This is a genomic window from Pseudarthrobacter albicanus (assembly GCF_018224015.1).
GTDB lineage: Bacteria > Actinomycetota > Actinomycetes > Actinomycetales > Micrococcaceae > Arthrobacter > Arthrobacter albicanus.
The window spans coordinates 25,987-45,433 of record NZ_JAGPOT010000026.1 but is presented as its reverse complement, the minus strand read 5'-3'; the positions used below and the strand labels follow the sequence as shown (position 1 = coordinate 45,433).

20 protein-coding genes are annotated in these 19,447 nt (G+C 65.4%); 3 read left to right on the top strand and 17 right to left on the bottom strand.

Annotated features, from left to right (window positions below):
* Nucleotides 1-45 precede the first annotated feature (45 nt).
* The 3 genes from J9611_RS08100 to J9611_RS08090 form a co-directional block, all read right to left on the bottom strand.
* Nucleotides 46-1,194, bottom strand: a complete 1,149-nt coding sequence (locus tag J9611_RS08100; RefSeq protein WP_211879192.1) for a sensor histidine kinase — start codon at nt 1,192-1,194, stop codon at nt 46-48.
* Nucleotides 1,191-1,931, bottom strand: coding sequence for a response regulator transcription factor (locus J9611_RS08095; RefSeq protein ID WP_211879191.1), 741 nt, complete (start codon nt 1,929-1,931; stop codon nt 1,191-1,193). The genes J9611_RS08100 and J9611_RS08095 overlap by 4 nt, the downstream gene beginning before the upstream one ends.
* A gap of 345 nt (nt 1,932-2,276) precedes the next feature.
* Nucleotides 2,277-3,062, bottom strand: coding sequence for an AfsR/SARP family transcriptional regulator (locus tag J9611_RS08090; RefSeq protein ID WP_211879189.1), 786 nt, complete (start codon nt 3,060-3,062; stop codon nt 2,277-2,279).
* A 444-nt stretch (nt 3,063-3,506) separates the two neighbouring features.
* Between J9611_RS08090 and J9611_RS08085 the strand changes: the two genes are divergently transcribed.
* Nucleotides 3,507-4,094 carry a hypothetical protein gene (locus tag J9611_RS08085; protein WP_211879188.1) on the top strand — a complete coding sequence of 196 codons (588 nt, stop codon included), beginning with the start codon at nt 3,507-3,509 and terminating at the stop codon, nt 4,092-4,094.
* Between the two features lie 523 nt (nt 4,095-4,617).
* Nucleotides 4,618-5,328, top strand: a complete 711-nt coding sequence (locus tag J9611_RS08080) for an alpha/beta fold hydrolase (protein WP_211879187.1) — start codon at nt 4,618-4,620, stop codon at nt 5,326-5,328.
* A gap of 459 nt (nt 5,329-5,787) precedes the next feature.
* On the opposite strand, the gene J9611_RS08075 is transcribed toward J9611_RS08080, so the two are convergent.
* The 14 genes from J9611_RS08075 to J9611_RS08010 form a co-directional block, all read right to left on the bottom strand.
* Nucleotides 5,788-6,714 (bottom strand): urea transporter, encoded by a 927-nt coding sequence (locus J9611_RS08075; RefSeq protein ID WP_211879186.1) that lies wholly within the window; start codon nt 6,712-6,714, stop codon nt 5,788-5,790.
* Nucleotides 6,711-7,751 (bottom strand): HoxN/HupN/NixA family nickel/cobalt transporter, encoded by a 1,041-nt coding sequence (locus J9611_RS08070; RefSeq protein WP_211879185.1) that lies wholly within the window; start codon nt 7,749-7,751, stop codon nt 6,711-6,713. The genes J9611_RS08075 and J9611_RS08070 overlap by 4 nt, the downstream gene beginning before the upstream one ends.
* Nucleotides 7,751-8,635 carry an urease accessory protein UreD gene (locus J9611_RS08065; protein ID WP_372447773.1) on the bottom strand — a complete coding sequence of 295 codons (885 nt, stop codon included), beginning with the start codon at nt 8,633-8,635 and terminating at the stop codon, nt 7,751-7,753. Before J9611_RS08065 ends, J9611_RS08070 begins: the two co-directional genes overlap by 1 nt.
* Nucleotides 8,636-8,646: 11 nt before the next feature.
* A complete protein-coding gene (ureG, locus tag J9611_RS08060) occupies nt 8,647-9,264 on the bottom strand; it encodes an urease accessory protein UreG (protein WP_211879184.1) in 618 nt (205 codons plus the stop codon).
* Nucleotides 9,265-9,276: 12 nt separating this feature from the next.
* Nucleotides 9,277-9,957 (bottom strand): urease accessory protein UreF, encoded by a 681-nt coding sequence (locus J9611_RS08055; RefSeq protein ID WP_211879183.1) that lies wholly within the window; start codon nt 9,955-9,957, stop codon nt 9,277-9,279.
* On the bottom strand, nt 9,938-10,420 hold the full coding sequence (ureE, locus tag J9611_RS08050; RefSeq protein ID WP_211879181.1) for an urease accessory protein UreE: 483 nt from the start codon (nt 10,418-10,420) through the stop codon (nt 9,938-9,940). The genes J9611_RS08055 and ureE overlap by 20 nt, the downstream gene beginning before the upstream one ends.
* 9 nt (nt 10,421-10,429) lie before the next feature.
* A complete protein-coding gene (gene ureC, locus J9611_RS08045) occupies nt 10,430-12,187 on the bottom strand; it encodes an urease subunit alpha (RefSeq protein ID WP_211879179.1) in 1,758 nt (585 codons plus the stop codon).
* Nucleotides 12,184-12,513: an urease subunit beta gene (locus J9611_RS08040; protein WP_211879178.1), complete on the bottom strand. Its 330-nt coding sequence runs from the start codon at nt 12,511-12,513 to the stop codon at nt 12,184-12,186. Before J9611_RS08040 ends, ureC begins: the two co-directional genes overlap by 4 nt.
* Nucleotides 12,514-12,523: 10 nt before the next feature.
* Nucleotides 12,524-12,826: an urease subunit gamma gene (locus J9611_RS08035; RefSeq protein WP_211879177.1), complete on the bottom strand. Its 303-nt coding sequence runs from the start codon at nt 12,824-12,826 to the stop codon at nt 12,524-12,526.
* A gap of 259 nt (nt 12,827-13,085) precedes the next feature.
* Nucleotides 13,086-13,304 (bottom strand): hypothetical protein, encoded by a 219-nt coding sequence (locus tag J9611_RS08030; RefSeq protein WP_211879176.1) that lies wholly within the window; start codon nt 13,302-13,304, stop codon nt 13,086-13,088.
* A 285-nt stretch (nt 13,305-13,589) separates the two neighbouring features.
* Entirely contained in the window at nt 13,590-14,387 is a 798-nt protein-coding gene (locus J9611_RS08025; protein ID WP_211879174.1) for a dioxygenase family protein, read from the bottom strand.
* 78 nt (nt 14,388-14,465) lie between these two features.
* Nucleotides 14,466-15,101 carry a LutC/YkgG family protein gene (locus J9611_RS08020; RefSeq protein WP_211879172.1) on the bottom strand — a complete coding sequence of 212 codons (636 nt, stop codon included), beginning with the start codon at nt 15,099-15,101 and terminating at the stop codon, nt 14,466-14,468.
* Nucleotides 15,098-16,624, bottom strand: a complete 1,527-nt coding sequence (locus tag J9611_RS08015) for a LutB/LldF family L-lactate oxidation iron-sulfur protein (RefSeq protein WP_211879170.1) — start codon at nt 16,622-16,624, stop codon at nt 15,098-15,100. Before J9611_RS08015 ends, J9611_RS08020 begins: the two co-directional genes overlap by 4 nt.
* Complete coding sequence (locus J9611_RS08010) at nt 16,621-17,424, bottom strand: (Fe-S)-binding protein (RefSeq protein WP_211879169.1); 804 nt, start codon at nt 17,422-17,424, stop codon at nt 16,621-16,623. The genes J9611_RS08015 and J9611_RS08010 overlap by 4 nt, the downstream gene beginning before the upstream one ends.
* 181 nt (nt 17,425-17,605) lie before the next feature.
* Between J9611_RS08010 and J9611_RS08005 the strand changes: the two genes are divergently transcribed.
* On the top strand, nt 17,606-19,375 hold the full coding sequence (locus J9611_RS08005; protein WP_246527533.1) for an L-lactate permease: 1,770 nt from the start codon (nt 17,606-17,608) through the stop codon (nt 19,373-19,375).
* The last annotated feature ends 72 nt before the right edge of the window (nt 19,376-19,447 follow it).

Genomic DNA, 19,447 nt, shown 5'->3' with positions numbered 1-19,447 from the left:
GCGCCGGCCTTAAGCGGTGCGCCGGCCTTAAGCGGTGCGCGGGCCTTAGGCGGTGCGCGCTCCGAACCGCGGGAGAGTGACGTCGAAGCGGCATCCGCCGGGGACATTCCGGACAGTGACTCCGCCGGCGTGGGCTTCAACGATGCCGGCCACGATGGCAAGCCCCAGGCCGGCTCCCGCGGGCATGTCGCTTGCGGTCGACGGCGTCCGGGATGGTGTCCCGCGCCAGCCGGCGTCGAAGATCTTGCCCAGGTCTTCTTCGGGGATCCCGCCGCCTGCGTCCACGATGCTGAGGGCGACGTGTTCGTCCTCGGTCTCCCGGGCGGAGATGAGGATTTCGCTGTCCGCGGGGGAATGCCGGATGGCGTTCATGAGGAGGTTGTCGATGACCCGGGAGAGTTCGCGCGCGTCGCCGAAGAGGGTGAGATTCCCCGTGCTGGACTCCTTCAGCGTGACCGACCGTGATGCGGCGACCGGGTGCAGGTCGGCGACGGCGTCGCTGACCAGGTCAAACAGCGATACCGGACCCATGTTCAGCGCAAGGGTTCCGGACTGGATTTTGGACAGTTCGAACAGGTCGTCGACCATGCTGGCGAGGGTCTCGGCCTGGACGCGGATCTGCCTGTGGTAGCGGGCGGGCTCTTCTGCAACGCCGTCCTCCAGGGATTCTGCCATCGCGCGCAACGCCGCCAGGGGCGTGCGCAGATCGTGGGAGATCCATGCGACGAGGCGCCGGCGTGATGCATCCAGCGTGGCGACCTCTTCCCGGGACCGGGCGAGCCGCTGTGAAGTTTCAGCCAGTTCCCGGGCCAGCGCGGCGAATTCCAGCCCGTCGTGGTCCTCCGGCAGGACGATCCGGCCCTCCCCGATCGCCCGGGCCGTGGAACGAAGCCGGGCGCCTGTACGGGTGATGCCGACGCCGATCACAGCGGCGCCCCCCAGGCTGGCAGCTGCGCCGACACCGATCACCCAGCACAGCACGAGAAGATCGTGATCCGAGATATACATCTGGGCAGCGATGGCGATTGTTGCCGCCGCAATGGAGGCAACGGTGGCCGCGACGACGATGAGCAGCCGCCAAAGCATCGACTGGTGCCTCGCAAGACGCAGGGCGACTCCCGCGATGAAGGCCACGACGGCGGCGGCGGCCACCGCCGTGAGGAGGATGGTGACGAAATCCGACAGCGCAATCATGGTTCATCGTTTCCTTCCACGCTCAGCCGGTATCCGACGCCCCACTCGGTGGTCAGGAACCGCGGTTCCGTCGGGTCCTCTTCGATCTTCTCGCGGACCCTGCGGACGTGGACCGTTACCGTGGAAAGGTCCCCGAAATTCCACCGCCACACCTCCTTCAAGAGCTGCGCCCGGCTGAAGACCTGATCGGGATGTTTCAGGAGGAAGGCGAGCAGATCGAATTCGCGGACCGAGAGGCCGAGCAACCGGCCGTCCTTGAAGATCCTGCGGTTGGACGCATCCACCCTGAATCCGCCCAGGACGAAGGGCGCCTCAGGGGTGATATCGGTGACGCTGCGTCGAAGGATCGATTGCACGCGAAGGACGAGTTCCCGAGGGGAAAACGGCTTGGTCAGGTAGTCGTCGGCGCCTGCTTCAAGGCCCTCGATGCGTTCCTCGGTGGAGCCGAGCGCGGTGAGCATGATGATCGGCGTCGAGGCGCCGTGCCGGATCCGTCGGCAGACTTCGGCTCCGCTGATCCCGGGAAGCATCCGGTCCAGCACGATCAGGTCCGGCCGGGTGCGCTCCGCTGCCTTCAGGGCGCTGATCCCGTCGCCGGCTTCGTCAACGATGAGGCCGGCGGAACGAAGGTAGTCGCAGGCGACTTCCCTGACGGTGGGGTCGTCCTCGACGACAAGGACGCGCCGGTCACGCAGATCGTCGCCGGGGGGCCGCACAGGGATGTGGTTCCGGGGCATGCTCCCACCATAGATCGCCCCGGGCGCGCCTGCGAGCGTCCGGGGCCTGTCGGCAGGAACCATGTCCGTTTCGTAATACCTGCACGGACTTCCGTCTCGCGGCCCCCAGCCCTCTGCCGGATTCCAGGTACAAGGTTTGTAATGCAGTTACGGGGAACACGACGCCACCCACTCCCCGGCCCGCTCCGTGTTCCGCCGGGACCGCCGGAGATAGTGACCACACCCAATCTCCCTGCCCGCCATTATTGGAGCGTTACAGATATCCGGGCCCGGCGGCATGGCGGCGCAAGGCCCGCAGCGGGACGCAGTCCTTTCCGCCTTGCCACGGATGCATCCTGAGGCGTGTCATGAACCGTCGGCGATGAGCCGCCGGATGGCTTCCGAAGGCGCTATGCCCACGTCTTCCTTCAGCTTTATCTGGTACTTTTCGAAGGCCTGAAGCGCTGACGCGTTGTTGCCTTGTTGCCTTTCGGCCTGGATGAGTAGCCCAACTGCACTTTCGTAAAGCGGTTCAAGTTCCAGCGCCGCCTCCGATGCCTCCAGGGCAACCTCATAATTACATTGCGCCAGCGACTCGCGGGCGATGATCTGGAAGGCGTGCAGACGCTCCTGCCGCAACCGGGCCTGTTCAGAAAGGACCCAGTCGTCGTACCAGCCCGGGAGCAGTTCGGCATCGCGTAACAGGTTCAGGTATGAGGCCGCATTCCCATTGAGTCCGAGTTGGCCCAGCTCCCGGATCTGCGCCCGGACCCGGTGCAGGTCGACGGCCACCAGATCGCTGAGGGAGAGCACCGCGCCGCCGTTGACCAGCAGTCCCGGAACCTGCTTACAGATGAGATGCACGCATACCCGCAGGCTTTCCATGGCCCGGCTCTCGGAATTCTCCGGCCACAAGAGCCCGACCAGAAAGCTTCGGGGGCGGGGACCGTGAATCGCCAGCGCCGTAATGAGACGTTGTTGCCGCGCTGCAACATGCACGGTGCACGAGTCCCGGCAAAGTTTCCACGACTGGAACAGGCTCAGCTGAAAAAGGCAATAGCCGCCGCTTACCATTGGTACCCCCAAATCCAGCGTGATTGCGAGCTGGAACAGTTCTAGCTCGAGGATCCGCATTTTGGAGTTGGAAGTCAATGGTTGACATTGGCGCCTCGGCCCCAAAATGAAATGATCAGGTACCTCCTGGCCACTTTCCAGCGAAGGTCGTCGTGCGGCGCCAGTATCATTTGCCGGCATCTTTAGTTCTCCTGCAAATCCCTTCCCTGTGATCGTTTGAGGGTGGTGGTATGCCGGGACAAAACCGGCGGCGGAGCGCAGCAATCATTGCGATGCCTGCACGTCCATCTCTGAACAGCGCCCTTCCGGGTGATGTTTTCTCAGGCGGTATCGAAGGGGTTGTCAATGGCGAGCATCGGAATGGGTTTCCACGCGGTGGCCGCCTGGTTCCCTTCCTCCGGGGCTCACAGCACTCCTGCGAAACGCAAATCACGACAAGCGCCTAATCGAATTATTCGCACGGGCGGATAATTGCATCAACAGTCGACAATCAACGCCCAGCGCGGACAAGAGGAGGTCCGGATGCAAACGCTTCCGCGCATCACAGTGGAGGTTCCCGTACTCAGCATCGGATCCGGACCCTCGGACTACGAGGCACTGGGCAGCTACGTCGATGCGCTGCGCAGGCCGCAGGGTCTGCACCTGACCCTGCTGCACATCGGCGTCCTTGAGGACTTCTCCCAGGATGTCGCGGATTGGACCAGAGGCATCACCAGTACCGCGGTAGCCACCGGCAGGACGGTTGCGTGGTTGCAGGCGCTGCCTGTTTTGGGGGGCTTTTCCGGAAGCGCCGACAGGCTCGTCGCGCTCGGCGGCGGAAGCGTTTGCGGACTTGAAGTGGAGGTCCCCGACAGTGTGCATGAATATCAGGTCTCCCTCGTACAGGCCCTGCACGAACTGCTTGACGAGCTGCTCGTCGACAATGTCGATGACTTTATTCTCAGCTCACGCGCCCTTGGCTTCAGACAGCCCCGCTGGCTGCCCCACATTGCCGTGGGCCGCCCGAAGACCAGGGGCGGCGGATTCCGGGAGATTGGACCGCTGGCGGTCGAATTCGGCGAGTCCCGGATCAGGAACCGCCGGCTGCTACCGGCCGTCGGCGCCGGATAAGGGCTGCGTCTGTGGACCAGTGACCCGGCCGCTGGACCGCGGACACAGTCCTCACTGGTGAAGCGCCGTTCAGTTGGTGCGCGAGGTTATGGAAATCACCGCCCCGACGACAACAGGAAGCGCTGCGGCGGATGCCAGAACAACCGCTCCTGTCCCAACCCATGCCGGCACGCGCCGGGGGACGGGTTGAAAGGAGCCTGGAGGCAGGAATGACGCTCATCCACATGAGCAGTAGGAGTACACCGGTGCCGATGGCAAGACCGGCAGGGGGAAAGACGACGCCGACCAGCAAGAGAACGGTGCACCCAACCACGACTGCCACGGCCATCATGAATCACCACCAGGAGAAGGATGGAGACCATTGTGCTCTCGGCTGCCGGGCCGCCCTTCCGCAGGCTGCGGGCGGGACCTACGCTGATGATATGCCCAGACTCAGCGTCAACGGCGTGGATCTCTACTACGAGGAACAAGGCGAAGGGATCCCCATCCTGGGGGTGCACGGGACGCCCGGTTCGGCCGTGATGTGGGCGGATGCCGCCACGCCCGGCATGGCCGGTGCATCATCTATGACCGGAGGGGCTTCCACCGCAGCGCCCCGCCGGTGCCGTTCGGGACCCTGGACCTGGTGGACCACGTCGACGACGCCGCGGCCGTCCTGGCCGCGCTGCACGCGGGGCCGGCAGTCGTGATCGGCCGCAGCACAGGCGGCCTCATCGCCGTCGAACTTGCCCGCCGGTTCCCCGACAAGGTGAAGGGCCTGGTCCTCCTGGAGCCGGCCTTGTTCACCATCGATCCGGATGCTCACGTGTGGGCCCGCAACCTTCGCCTCAGAGTGCTGGAGCGCTCCGCCGGCAGGACCGGGCTGCTTGCCGCGACCGTTATGCGGGAGGCGCTTGGCGATGCAACCTGGGCGTCGCTCCCGGAGGATCTCCAGCAGGTGCTTGCAGGGACCGGACCGGCCGTCCTCGCCGAGATCACAGGCCACCGCATGGACCTCAGCGAGGACGCCCTGGAGTTGGGCGAGAACGAACTGGCCGGGATCCGTCGGCCGACGCTCCTCGTAACCGCCGAGGACTCGTCTGAGGCCTGCCGGCTTGTGAACGCCCGTCTGACGGGCGCATTGCCCATTACCCGGACCGTACTTGTCGCAGGCGGACATCTCATCAATCCCGCCCACCCGGCGGTCCTGGACTTCGTGGACCGCATCGCCGCGCGCGTTGACACGTGGGCGTAGCCGGGTTACACAGCCGGCACATGATTGCCGGACGGTCCGGGCGCGCTGATCCGGCGGCAGTCGGCTGTCCGAGTCTAGGCTTCGTGCCACCAGCCTTCCCAAGCAGTGGACGTCAATTGGCCACTGGGGAATCCGGTGCCGGCCTCGCCGCCACCGTATCGGGGATCGTCATCACTGCGGCGGGAATCAAGAAAGAGAGTAAGGCTTTTCCAAAGCACCATAATTGTGTCCTTCCATGCGTGGCCTGGACCACGGTGTCCAAGTAGGAAACAGCGTAGCTTCCGAATGTTTCGCGGCTTCGACACCACGTTTCAGGTTTGTATCCGGAATCTGTCGGGCGCCGGAAGGTCCGTGCCGGCAGGACCGGCAACTGTCAGGACAGGCCGCTGCTCAGGTGCCGCGCCGTTAACGGGAATTGCATCACACACGAAAACCCCGGGTCAGGCGACGCGGGGTCACTCAGCGGTGCCTGAACCCCGGAATGTAGTACAGCACAACCAACACCAGCCAGGTGGCGATGATAAACGGCCAGGTGTAAACCGGGAGCGCGGTAAGGCCCATCAGCCAGGCCAGCACCGAGGAAATGACTACGCCGACAAAGGCCGCAACCCAAGGTTGCCAGGTGCCGCGCACAAAGACCGCAGCCAGCGCAATGGCCGTCAGAACCCCCGAATAGCCGAGGAGTCCGTGGGCGAGGGCCTGCACATCGGAACCCGTGACAAGATCCATGACGGCCTCCAGCACGCTGCCCAGGAGTGCCGCGGCGCCCACCTTCCAGTGGGCGATTAATAATCCAAGGAGGATGACGGCACCCGCGATGGCGGAGTCGACCAGAACCACCTCGGCAATGTTGCTCAAGATGGCCTGGCCCATGTTCGCAAGAATGCTCTTGGGCACCTCCGGCAGATCGGTGCGGGGACCATGCAAGGGCGCGTGAATGGCGAATAGCACCCCGGCCACGATGCAGAACGGCGCCGTGGTGACGGGGAGCGAGTAATTCCGGATTGAAGGATGATAAAACAGCCACGCCACCGCTACCGTGACCGGCCCGCACGCGAGGCCGCCAAGGATCGCAAACACGGCCGCTGGCCAGGTGGAGCCCAGGGCCGAAAACTGCGCTGCGCCCACCAGGGCTCCGCAATAGCCGTGCAGGCCGTTGCCCAACTCGCCCAGGGTCCGCCGGCATAACACGCCGCTCAGTGTTGAAAACAGCAGCCCCACGATGGCCAGAGCGGCCATCCGCCAGTTCGCGATGGCAAAGCCGGCCAGCACCGCCATCCCCGTCCAGGCGTTTGCTTGGAAGTAGATCTGACCCAGCCCGCGGCTCGTCACCGCAATCCAATTCAAGGTCCGGACGGCTTCCATGCGGGTGTGGTGGGCGATCACCTGGCGTGCCGCCGCCCCAGCAGAACTGCAGCAATCCATACAAGGGCAAACAAGGCAATCAGAGTCAGCCCGGCGTCCCCGAGGTCGATTCCGGCCAGCCAGGTGGTGGTCGGGTCGTCCATGCCGAACGCGCCGTTGATAAATCCGCCCAGGGTGATGACCGAAATGAACAGCGCAGACACCGCCGAAATGCCCGTGATGACGGCGTTGAAGCCGAGCTTGCGCTGCGGGTTGTCGATGGCAGATTTGTACATGCGCATCATGGCAACCCCGTTAACCGAGTCGAACAGGGTCATCGCCGCCGTGAACGCCAGCGGAATCGTCATCAGGGCAAAGGGAGAAACGCCGGCCAGCGTTGCGGCCGTCGTCATGACCAGCAGGCCGATGGTGGTGGCGGTATCGAAACCAAGGCCGAACAGAAAGCCGATCACGTAGATGTTTCGCGGCCGCTCCACCTTGGCCAAAGGCTTGGCCAAGAGCCGCGCGATGAAGCCCCTCGCGGCGAGGTCCTCGTCGCGGACGTCGCCTCCGCCGAGCACGTTCCGGTAGGCCCGGACGGCCCGGAGGAAGGCAGAGCCGTTGACGATGCCCATAGCCAGCAGGAAGAGCCCGGAGACCCCGCTGCCGATCAGCCCCAGCACCAGGTTGCCGGTGGTGCCCTCTTCCATCAACTGGCCCACCAGCGTGGCACCCGTCACCACCAGCACACCAGCCAGAATCACCACGGAGCTGTGACCGAGGCTGAACGCGAACCCTACGCTGACCGGGTCCTTGTGCTGCGCCACGAACCTGCGGGTGGAGTTGTCGATCGCGGCGATATGGTCCCAGTCGTAGCTGTGTTTGATTCCGGCCAGGTAGGCGGTGAGGACCAGTCCCAGTGCCAGCGGCTGCCCGGCAGCGGCGGTGCCCATCACCAGCAGCGCGACGGCGGTGCAGTGGAGCAGAATGACGGCACCGCCGGTGAACAGCAGGCGGGTCTTCACCGGCAGCTGCTCGCGCTGGCGGTACATGATGGCGAAGTCGCCCAGTGTCGTCATCAATACTTCCTGAGGTTCAGCGGTGATTGCCCGTACCAGCGTTCCCGCAGGAGTCCGGTGCAGGCCCCAAGCAGGTGGTTGAGTTCCCCGGTGCTGTTGGACAGGGACCGGAGGACGAGTCCCATGGTCCCTGATTTTTTGGCGGTCAGGGATACCCCTGTGTAGGCGTCGCAGCCTGCGGTGAGCGCATGCAGTTCATCGGCGAGGGCCTGGTCCACCCGCGGGTCCACCACGATCAGCGAGCCCAGATGGCTGAAGCCCTCCATGAAGCCCATCCCGGTGACGTCACCCAGTGGCGGCCGGATGAGCAGGTTGTCCAGCGCCAGCAGCTCCGGGCCGTTCACGCCGGAGACGTGGATCTCGTTCCGGAGCCGCAGTTCCTCGTACTTGAACGAGGAACCGTCGGGCGACCAGCCGGGAGTCACCACCTCAGCCATGAGCAGGCTCGACGCCGGATGCACGGTGATGTGCGTGTTCTGCCGGTAGCTTGCCTCCCGATAGGCGATCAGCTGGTCCGGAGCCAGCTCCAGCTGCGCCCCCTCCCCCAGATTCAGCGTCATCCGCTGCTCCGCAAAGGAGCCGGGAGTCCTGTAGATCTTGGTGGCCGACTGCGTGGTCAGGAGCAACCGCGCCCCGGCCTCCACCTCAACATCCACGGTGTAAAGGTCCGCCCCAAGATAGGCTCCCCCCGGGTTCACCATGACATAGCAAACCTGACCCGAGTCATCGAGGTAATGCGGCCGCAACACCCTCAAGGCACCTTGATGGAACTGACGCGAGGCAATGGAACGCTCACCACGTTTACTGATAACGAGCTCAAGCTCCCCTTGGGCCACCGGTGATTGAGCCTGTCGAAATCCCTGGGTCTCAGCAAGCTCGACCACCGGGACGGTGCTCACTTGGCGAGGTCGAGCATCAGCACCTCGCGCCGCATCCAGTCGATGACGCGCTCCAGCCCTTCGTCCGTCTTGAGGTTGGTGAAGCAGAACGGCTTGTCGCCGCGGAACTCGCGCGAGTCCCGTTCCATGACGGCCAGGTCCGCGCCCACATGGGGTGCGAGGTCGGTCTTGTTGATGATGAACAGATCGGACTTGATCATGCCCTGGCCGGCCTTGCGCGGGATCTTCTCGCCCTGGGCCACGTCGATGATGTAGATGGAGAAGTCCACCAGTTCGGGGCTGAACGTCGCGGAGAGGTTGTCGCCGCCGGATTCGACGAAGATCACCTGCAGGTCCGGATGCCGCTTCTTGAGCTCCTCGATGGCCGCCATGTTCATCGAGGTGTCCTCGCGGATGGCGGTGTGCGGGCAGCCGCCGGTTTCCACGCCGATGATCCTGTCCTCGGGCAGGATGCCGTTGGCGGCCAGGATCTTGGCGTCCTCGATGGTGTAGATGTCGTTGGTGATGGCCGCCATGGAGATTTCCCGGCTCATGTGGCGGGTGAGCCGTTCCACCAGCTGGGTCTTGCCGGCGCCGACCGGGCCGCCGATGCCGATTTTGATGGGTTCAGTCATTCTGTCCTCCTGCTAACTCATGAACATGCGGGCACGTTGACGCTCGTGCCGCATCTGCGAAATTTCCAGTCCGGGGCTGACGGCCCCGAAATCGTCCGGCGTCAGGTGACCGATGCGCTCGACGGCGGCAGCGACGTCGTCGGCCGCTTTCCGGAGGAGCCGCTGGCCGGCGTTCTGCCCCAGCGGGATGGCCCGCACGGCGTTCTGCGTCAGCGACGTGACGGCCGCGAAAAGGTACGCGGCGAGGGCTTCCGGCAGCGGAACGCCCAGGGAGCGGCAGACGACGGCGAACGCCAGCGGCTGATGGCCGTCGGCCCGGCCGCCGGCCACCAGGGACCGGTACTGTTCGAGCCCGGCGGAGGGAAAAGCCTCCGAGCCGATCTCCAGCAGCCGGATCCCCATCTTGATGCTCGCTTCGCGCACCTGCCGTGGCAGCAGCTGCGCCGTGAGGTGTTCGTCCAGTTCAGCCACCTTCGTACCCTCGTAGAGGAAGCGGATGGCCAGCCCGTCCGAGTAGGTGAGCTGCTGTGAAATGAACGCCCCCAGCCACACCCCGAACGAAGCCTCATCCCGCACCAGCCCACGCTCGATGTACGTCTCACATCCCAGCGAGTGCGCGAACGCCCCGGTCGGCAGGGCGGAGTCCGTCAGCTGCTGGAGCGCGAGCTGGTAGCTAGTGGCTGTGTTCGGCATGGCGGAAGGGGACGGGCATCACGCGCTCCTGGCGGTCATACGGGACGCCGACGTGTTTGAGGTAGTCCTCGACGGTGTGGTCGTACTGGCAGACCATGACGTCGGCGGCGTACTCGGAGGTGGCGTCGAAGAACTGGGCCTGCAGGTGCCGGTTGCCCAGGGAGTGCGCCACCACCCCCATCTCGTGGACGGACCGGGGCGCGACCACCAGCACGTCGGTGGGCAGCACCGAGACCACGATCATGCTGGTTCCGGCGACGTGCAGGATGTCCCCGTCGCGCAGGTCCACGGAACCGGACGGCAGCCGGATGCCGAGTTCCTTGCCGTGGTCGGTGGTGACGCGCTGGATGCGCTTGACCAGCGCGGCGCTGGGCAGGATCACCTTTTCGCGGTGCAGCCCGGCGTAGTCCCCCGAATTGGGGGGCAGCTCGTGCACGTTGCCCAGGATCTTTTCGATAATCAAGTCAGGCTCCTAGAAGAGGAAGTAGCGCTGGGCCATGGGCAGCACGTCGGACGGTTCGCAGGTGACGTCCTCGCCGTCCACCGTCACCTTGTAGGTTTCCGGGTCCACCTCGATGGCCGGGGTGGCGCCGTTGTATTTCAGGTCGGCCTTGGTGAGGCTGCGGATGCCGGACACGGGCCGGATGACCTTCTGAAGTCCGAGTTCCGCCGGAACCCCTGCTTCGATGGCGGCCTTGGACAGGAAGGTGATGGAGGACTGCTGCAGCGCCTTGCCGAATGTCGCGAACATCGGCCGCATCGTCCGCGGCTGCGGGGTGGGAATGGAGCCGTTGGAATCCCCCATCAGCGCGTACGCGATCTGCCCGCCCTTGAGCACGAGCTCCGGCTTCACCCCGAAGAACGCCGGGTCCCACAAAACCAGGTCGGCGAACTTTCCCACCTCGACCGAGCCGATGGAGTCCGCCATGCCCTGCGCGATGGCCGGGTTGATGGTGTATTTCGCCACGTACCGCTTCAGGCGGAAGTTGTCGCTCTCGGCGCCCAAACCGGAAGCAGCACCGTGGACGCCGGCTGCGCTGTCCCCCCGGGGGTCCTTCAGCACGCCGCGCTGTTTCTTCATCTTGTCCGCCACCTGCCAGGTGCGGGTGACCACTTCGCCCACCCGGCCCATGGCCTGGGAGTCCGAGGAGGTGATCGAGAAGATGCCCAGGTCCTGCAGGACGTCCTCCGCGGCGATGGTCTCGGCGCGGATCCGGGAGTCCGCGAACGCCACGTCCTCCGGAATGGCCGGGCTGAGGTGGTGGCAGACCATCAGCATGTCCAGGTGCTCTTCGATGGTATTCCGTGTGTACGGCAGCGTGGGGTTCGTGGAGGCGGGCAGGACGTTGGGCAGCCCGGCGATCTTGATGATGTCCGGGGCGTGGCCGCCGCCGGCGCCTTCGGTGTGGAAGGTGTGGATGACGCGGCCGTCGATGGCGCGGATGGTGTCCTCGACGAAGCCGCATTCGTTGAGCGTGTCCGTGTGGATGGCCACCTGGACGTCATACTCGTCGGCCACCTTCAGCGAGGTGTCGATGGAGGACGTGGTGGCACCCCAGTCCTCGTGGACCTTGAGCCCGATCGCACCGGCGCGGATCTGCTCGGCCAAAGGCTCGACGGCGGAGGCGTGGCCCTTGCCGAGCAGGCCGATGTTGATGGGCAGGCCCTCCGCGGCCTGCAGCATCCGCTGGATGTGCCACTTGCCGGGGGTGACGGTGGTGGCCTTGGTGCCGTCGGCCGGGCCCGTGCCGCCGCCCACCATCGTGGTCACGCCGCTGCACAGGGCCGTGGGGACCTGGTCCGGGGAGATGAAGTGGATGTGGGTGTCCACGCCGCCGGCCGTCAGAATCTTCCGCTCGCCGGCGATGATCTCGGTGCTGGCACCGATGACGATGTCCACGCCGTCGCTGATCTGCGGGTTGCCGGCCTTGCCGATCCGGAAGATGTGGCCGTCCTTCAGCGCGACGTCGGCCTTGTAGATGCCGGTGTAGTCGAGGATGATCGCGTTGGTGATCACCGTGTCCGGGACGTCCTCATCCCGGGTGACCTGGCCATTTTGACCCATGCCGTCGCGGATCACCTTGCCGCCGCCGAACACCACTTCCTCGCCGTAGACGGTGAGGTCCTTTTCGATCTCGAGGAAGAGGTCGGTGTCCGCCAGGCGGACGGCGTCGCCCGTCGTCGGGCCGTACAGGTCCGCGTACTGCCTGCGGGGAATGTCGAAGCTCATTTGGTTGCTCCTTCAATCGGGGCAAGCGCGCCGTTGACGGCGTTGCTCAGCCCATAGACCTCGCGGGCGCCCGCCAGTTCGATCAACCGGACAGGCCTGCTGTCACCGGGCTCGAACCGCGCAGCGGTGCCGGCCGGGATGTCCAGCCGCCGGCCATACGCGGCCTGCCGGTCGAAGTCCAGTGCTGAGTTCGCCTCCGCAAAGTGGTAATGCGAGCCCACCTGCACGGGCCGGTCACCGGTGTTGGTCACGACGACGTCGATCGCCTCGCGCCCCGCATTCACCGTCACAGGGTCGGAAATGAGAATGTACTCCCCTGGAATCATGGCCGTGCTCCTAGCGGATCGGATCGTGGACGGTGACGAGCTTGGTGCCGTCCGGGAAGGTGGCTTCAATCTGGACGTCATGGATCATCTCCGGCACGCCCTCCATGACGTCGTCGCGCCCCAACAGCGTGGTGCCGTAGCTCATGAGCTCTGCCACGGTCCTGCCGTCGCGGGCGCCCTCGATCAGCTCATAGCTGATGAGCGCGACGGACTCCGGAAAGTTGAGTTTCAGGCCGCGCGCCTGGCGGCGGCGTGCGAGGTCGGCGGCAACGACGATCATGAGCTTTTCCTGCTCACGGGGCAAAAGATGCATCAGTTCTCCTTCAGAAGGTGGGTGCCGCGAAGCCGGGCGTCAGATCACTCAAGGCTTGGAACAGCCGAGGACGTGCGGGGCAGCTAGTACGGTTATAACCCTAAACGTCTGACATTTCCAATTCGTGGATCCGCTGCAACTCTCAGTACCCCTTGTGACCGGCGCACCGGCCCTGCCTCAAAATGTAGTCTGACAGCGGCCGGAAGGGGAGAGACCGGCACACCGGGTCCAACGGGCCGCTCCGCGTACCGCGGAATCATCAGGAACCTCCGGGCAGGTCTTTTAGAAGGGCGCGTGACCCGCCCAGGCTAGCTTGCCTGCGCTTCCAGGCTGCGTACCCCGCAGTGGCAGCCGCCGCCAAGACGATGCCCAGGGCGAAACTGAGGGCGAAGATGGTCCCGTACTGTCCCTCTTCGGCGAGTCCGGCCGTCAGGTAGGTGGCCAGCGAGCTGCCCAGGAACAGCGCACAGGCAAACAAGGAGACGGTGGTGGCGCGTGCAATGCCAGAGCGCCGAGAGCGGGGAACGCGAAGACCAGGCGCCAATCGACCAGCGCGGCCAACGTTCCGGCGGCAACGGTTGCGATGGTGGTTCCCAGGGATGAGTAGATCTGTAGATCTGAGAGGCCCTTGGCCCGCAGGATCCCGGTCCGGAGGGCACCGGCGCTACAACTTCTCAGCCACATACCCGGCAGCGGTCACACTCTATGCCGGAAGGATCCGCCCGCGCCAATAAGTTGGCGCGGGCCCGGCGGATGCGGGCGGCTACGTCAGCGTCCAGGAGCGCTTGGACAGCCCGAACCAGAATCCCTCGATTGCCGTCTTCGCCTGGATGTCGCCGGAACCGTAGGCTGCGCCGAGGGCTATGTACAGCGGGGCCCAGTGCTCGCTTCTCGGGTGCGCCTCGCGGGCGGCGGGTGCCTTGTGCAGGAAGTCGAGGATGGAATCGACATCGCCGCGTGCCATTGCTTCCTCCGCCCAATGATCGAATTCGCTGGACGCTGCGGGCGGGGCACTGTCCGGACCGCCCGCGGGGTTGAACCAGCGGAGATTATGCGTGGTGAAGCCAGAGCCGACGATCAGCGTGCCGCGGTCCCGCAGCGGCCCAAGCGACGCGCCGAGTTCGAACAATCCCTGCGGATCGAGGGTTGGCATGGACATCTGGACCACCGGCACATCCGCGTCCGGGTACATCTCCTTGAGCGGCACGTATGCGCCGTGGTCCAGGCCACGGCCCTCATCACGCTCGACATGGTGGCCATGGCTCGCGACGAGCTTCTCCACTTCGGTGGCGAGCTCGGGTGCCTGCGGGGCGTCGTAGGCGACGTCGTAGTACTTCTGCGGGAAGCCCCCGAAGTCGTATACCAGGCCCGGATTACGCTTCGTTGCACTGAGGGTGACGGGAGCATTTTCCCAATGGGCAGACACCATGAGGATGTCGTTGGGCTTGGCAAAGGTGCCGGACCACTCATTGAGTTCCCGGGTCCAGGTGGCGTCGTCGGCCAGCGGCGGCGCGCCGTGGCTGACAAAGAGTACAGGGGGGCGGTCCAGGATCTGCGTCATGGCAACAGCATACCCGGTTTTTATTGAAGCTTCAAGTAACCCGTTCGGTGATGCCCCACGCCGGCGATACAACAGCCCCTACCTCACGATGATGACGTCGAGCCTGCGCGGACCGTGCACGCCCTCGACACGTTCGAGTTCGATATCGCTGGTGGCGCTCGGTCCGCTGATCATGGTCAGCGGCCGGGTTCCGTCGATCCGGCGCAGCGCCTCAGGCAGGATACCGGCAATGTCCTTAGCGTCAACGACGCAAATGTGGTGGTCCGGGACAAGGCTGATGGCGCGGCGGCCCTGGTCGGGGCTCCCGTCCAGGATGATGGTTCCGGTTTCGGCGACGGCGACGGCGCTGCCGGTCACCACGGCGTCCACCGAGTCCAGCTCCGCGACCGTGAGCGGAGCCGCGGCAGAATCCGTCCGGCGTCGGGCGTTGCCAGGCTGGCTGTCAACGGCGGCCAGCCAGAGGGCATCCAGTCCGTCCGGCACCACATAACTACCGGCGCCGGCCAATAATCCGGCAATCAGCGCGGGCACCTCGGCCGCCCCTACAACGCTGACGCGTGCCTTGTAGTCCTCCAGGCGGTCCACCAACAGTTCGATGCACGCGGCCTCGTCCAGCCCGGAGGTTGCCCGGTACCCGCGGGGAATCCGCGGCACCTCGGGGCTGTCCCGCAGCGCGGAGCGGATCCGGCCGAGGATGTCTTCGCGAGCGCTCATGCCTGGTCTCCTGTGTCTTCTGACGGCTTGTTCATACCTTCGGCATCCGGCTTCTGGTGCTCCTTGGCCCACCAGCTGCGGAAGGATTCCGCCGGGGGCGCCGGAATGTCCCGGCTCTGCGTCCAGCCGCCGGCGATGCCCGGCAGCCTGGTGATTTTCCGGTCCGGGCCGGCGGCAAGGCGTCCCAGGGGCAGCCCCTTTTCCAACAGTCCGAGCCGCTTGCCGGAGGACAGCGCCCATGACGCCGCCTTCATGCCGATGTCCATCTGGCTGGGCAGCTTCGTCTTCCCGCGCTGGCTGTCGACGTCGACGCTGCGCAGGTGCACCAGGATGTCCGGGATGTTGATCTTTACCGGGCAGGCGTCATAGCAGGCGCCGCACAAGGAGGACGCGTAGGGCAGTGAATTGTTCTCTTCGGCCTGGATTCCGGTCATCAGCGGCGAGAGGATGGCGCCGATGGGTCCCGGATAGGTGGAACCGTACGCGTGGCCACCGGTGCGCTCATACACCGGGCACACGTTCATGCAGGCGCTGCAGCGGATGCAGTGCAGTGCGGAGCGCCCCATTTCGTCGGCCAGGGCGGCGCTGCGGCCGTTGTCCAGGAGCACGAGGTGCACGTTCTGCGGCCCGTCACCTTCGGTGACACCTGTCCAGAGTGAGGTGTACGGGTTCATCCGTTCCCCGGTGGAGGAACGCGGCAGCAGCTGCATGAACACTTCCAGGTCCTGCCAGGTGGGCAGCAGCTTCTCCACACCCATGACAGTGATCAGCGTCTCCGGCAGGGTCAGGCACATGCGGCCGTTGCCCTCGGATTCGACGACGGCGAGGGTGCCGGAATCCGCCAGCGCGAAGTTGGCGCCGGAGACGGCCACCTTTGCCGTGAGGAACTTGCGCCTCAGGTGCGCCCGGGCGGCCATGGCCAGGACCGCTGGTTCATCGGTCAGTTCCGGATCCGCGCCGGGCATCTCACGCAGGAAAATGTCGCGGATTTCGGTGCGGTTCTTGTGGATCGCGGGGACCAGGATATGGCTGGGCTTGTCGTGGTCAAGCTGGACGATCAGCTCCGCCAGGTCCGTTTCGTAGGCCGCGATCCCCTGCTCTTCGAGGTATTCGTTGAGGCCGATTTCCTGCGTGGCCATTGACTTGACCTTAACGACTTCGGTTTCGCCCGTGTCCCGGATCAGTCCGGCGACGATCCGGTTGGCTTCGTCGGCATCGCGGGCCCAGTGGATGATGCCGCCGCGCGCCGTGAAGTTCGCTTCGAACTGCTCGAGGAGTTCGGGCAGCCGGGCCATCACGGATTCCTTGATGGCGCTGCCGGCATCGCGCAACTGCTCCCAGTCCGGCAGTTCGGAGACCACCTTCAGCCGCTTGTCGCGGATGGTGTGGGTCGCGTGGCCGAGGTTGGCGCGCAGCTGGGCGTTGTTGAGCTCGTGGCGGGCCGCCTTCGGGAAGGACTCGGTGGCGTGGAGGTTGCCTGTGCCGAAGACGGGCAGTGAGGGCATGCCGAGGAAGGTGCTCATCGTGATGCCTTTCCGGCTGAAATGCGTACCTCGCCGGTGACGGACACCGGCGCTTCCATGGTGCTGGCAAGGATTTCGGCCAGGTGCAGTGTGGTGACGGCGCTGCCCTGGCGGGAGAGTCCGCCACCGATGTGCATCAGGCAGGAGGCGTCACCGCCGGCGCAAAGGGCGGCGCCCGTTGACTCAATATTCGCAGCCTTGTCCGCGAGCATGGCCGAGGAGACATCCGCGTTCTTCATCGAGAACGTGCCGCCGAAGCCGCAGCACTGGTCGGCCTCCGGCAGCTCGGCAAGGTCGATTCCCTGGACGCTGCGTAACAGCTGGGGCTGCCGGTCCCCCAGCCGGAGCAGGCGCATGCCGTGGCAGCTGGGGTGGTAGGTGACGCGGTGCGGGAAGTACGAGCCGAGCTGCGCCCCCGCATCGGTGACGCCGAGCACATCGACCAGCAGTTCGGAGAGTTCGTACGTTTTGGCGCCGACGGCGGTGGCGCGGGCTTCCAGGGATGTGTCCCCGCAGGAGCGGGCGACCATCGGGTGCTGGTGCTTGACGGAGGCCACGCAGGAGCCGGAGGGCGCGACGGCGACGTCGTAGTCCTCAGTGTCGAAGGCGGCCACATGGTTGGCGACCACGGGGACCGCCTCCTTGAGGTAGCCGCTGTTGACGTGCATCTGCCCGCAACAGGCCTGGCCGGAGGGGAACACCACCTCGTGTCCCAGCCGCTCCAGGATGTTCACGGTGGCCCGGGCGGTGCGCGGATACATGGCATCCACGATGCAGGTGGCGAACAAAGCGATTCTCATGACAGCCTTTCGAGCAGCCTCGTAACGTGTGGTCTGACCATAGTACATCACGTGATCCCCGCCACTTTCAACCCCGGGCACCGACGTGAGGCCGCTCACAATGCGAATGGGATGTGCGCTACACTCGTATGGTCCGACCACTGTGGTCTGACCAAAGATCATCGTCTGAGAAGTTATCTCAATGTGGAGGAACACCGTGGACCACTTCACTCCCAGCACCGACCCGGTGCTGAACAGCGTGGCCTGGTCGGCCATCGTCGGCCTGCTGCCGCTGCTGACCTTCTTCATCCTGCTGGCCTTCGTCAAGACGAAGGCCTATGTTGCGGGCGCTTTCGCCCTTCTCGTGGCCCTCGTCGTGGGCATCGCTGCCTTCAACATGCCGCCGGCCCTGGCAATCCTCTCCGCCACCCAGGGCGGCGTCTTCGGCGCCTTCCCCGTGCTGTGGATCGTCATCATGGCCGTCTGGCTGTACCACGTGACGGTGCTCAGCGGACGGTTCGAGGACCTCCGCCGCGTGTTCGACGTGATCGGCGGGGGCGATGTCCGCCTGCAGGCGGTGTTGATCGCCTTCTGTTTCGGTGGACTGCTGGAGGCTCTTGCCGGCTTCGGCGCGCCCGTTGCCATCACCGCCACCATGTTGCTGGCGCTCGGACTGCCGCCGCTTCGCGCCGCCGCCGCGGTGCTGGTGGCCAACACAGCGCCGGTCGCATTCGGCGCGATGGCGATCCCGGTCACCACCGCCGCCGGCCTCACCGGACTCCACGCCACGGACATTGCCTCGATCGTGGGCCGCCAGGCACCGCTGCTGGCCACCTTCGTGCCGCTGATCCTGCTCTTCATCCTCGACGGCCGCAAGGGCCTGAAGGACTGCTGGCCCGCCGCGGTCGTCGTCGGCTTGTCCTTTGCCGTGACGCAGTTCCTTTGCTCCAATTACTTCTCCTACGAGCTCACCGACATCGTCGCCTCGCTCGCGGGCCTCGGCGCGGCCGTGCTCTTCTTCCGCCTCTGGACACCCAGGGGCAGCATTGCGGCGCGCGAGCGCCTAGGTCCTGCCTCGGACACAGTCTCGGACGCCCGCTCGGAAAACGGGGCCACCAGGAGCGCCGAAGGCTCGCGCGAGGCCGGCGCCGTGGCCACCGCCAAGAGGTCCGCTCCGGGCGGCCTCACGCCGACGCGCACCTGGCTTGCCCTGTTCCCGTACTTCCTCGTGATAGTCATCTTCGGCATCGGCAAGCTGTGGAAACTCGGCGTGGACCTCCCCGCGTTGCTGGCCGCCACCGATATCAAGATCCCGTGGCCCATCCTGCACGATGCGCTGGTTAATACCGAAGGCAAGCCCCTTTCCTCCACCGTGTACGTGTTCCAGTGGCTCTCCAGCCCCGGCACCATGCTGCTGATGACCGGACTGATCGTCGCGTTCGTGTACTCCAAATACGACGACGGCGGCCGCTACCGCATCACCGTGGGCAACGCTGTGCACGAAATCTGGCGGACCATCGTCAAGATGCGCTGGGCCGGACTGACCATCGTGACCGTGCTCGCGCTGGCCTACGTCATGAACAACTCCGGGCAGACGGTATCCATCGGCACCTGGCTGGCCGGCACCGGTTCCTTCTTCGCGTTCCTCTCCCCCGTGCTCGGCTGGCTCGGCACGGCCGTCACCGGCTCGGACACCTCGGCCAACGCCCTCTTCGCCAAGCTGCAGCAGACCGCCGGCCTGAAAGCCGGCATCGACCCCAACCTGCTGGTGGCCGCGAACACTACCGGCGGCGTGGTCGGGAAGCTGATCAGCCCACAGAACCTGGCCATTGCGGCGACCGCCGTCGACCTCGACGGGCAGGAGTCTGTGCTTTTGCGTAAGGTGGTCGGGTGGAGCGTGGCGCTGCTGCTGGTGCTGTGTACCCTCATCTTCCTGCAATCCACCCCCATCCTGGGCTGGATGCTGCCCTAGCATTCCGCCATTCCCGCAATGAGGCGTGCGGGCCGGATCCCCGGGCCGCACGCCTTCGACGACCAGAAGGAA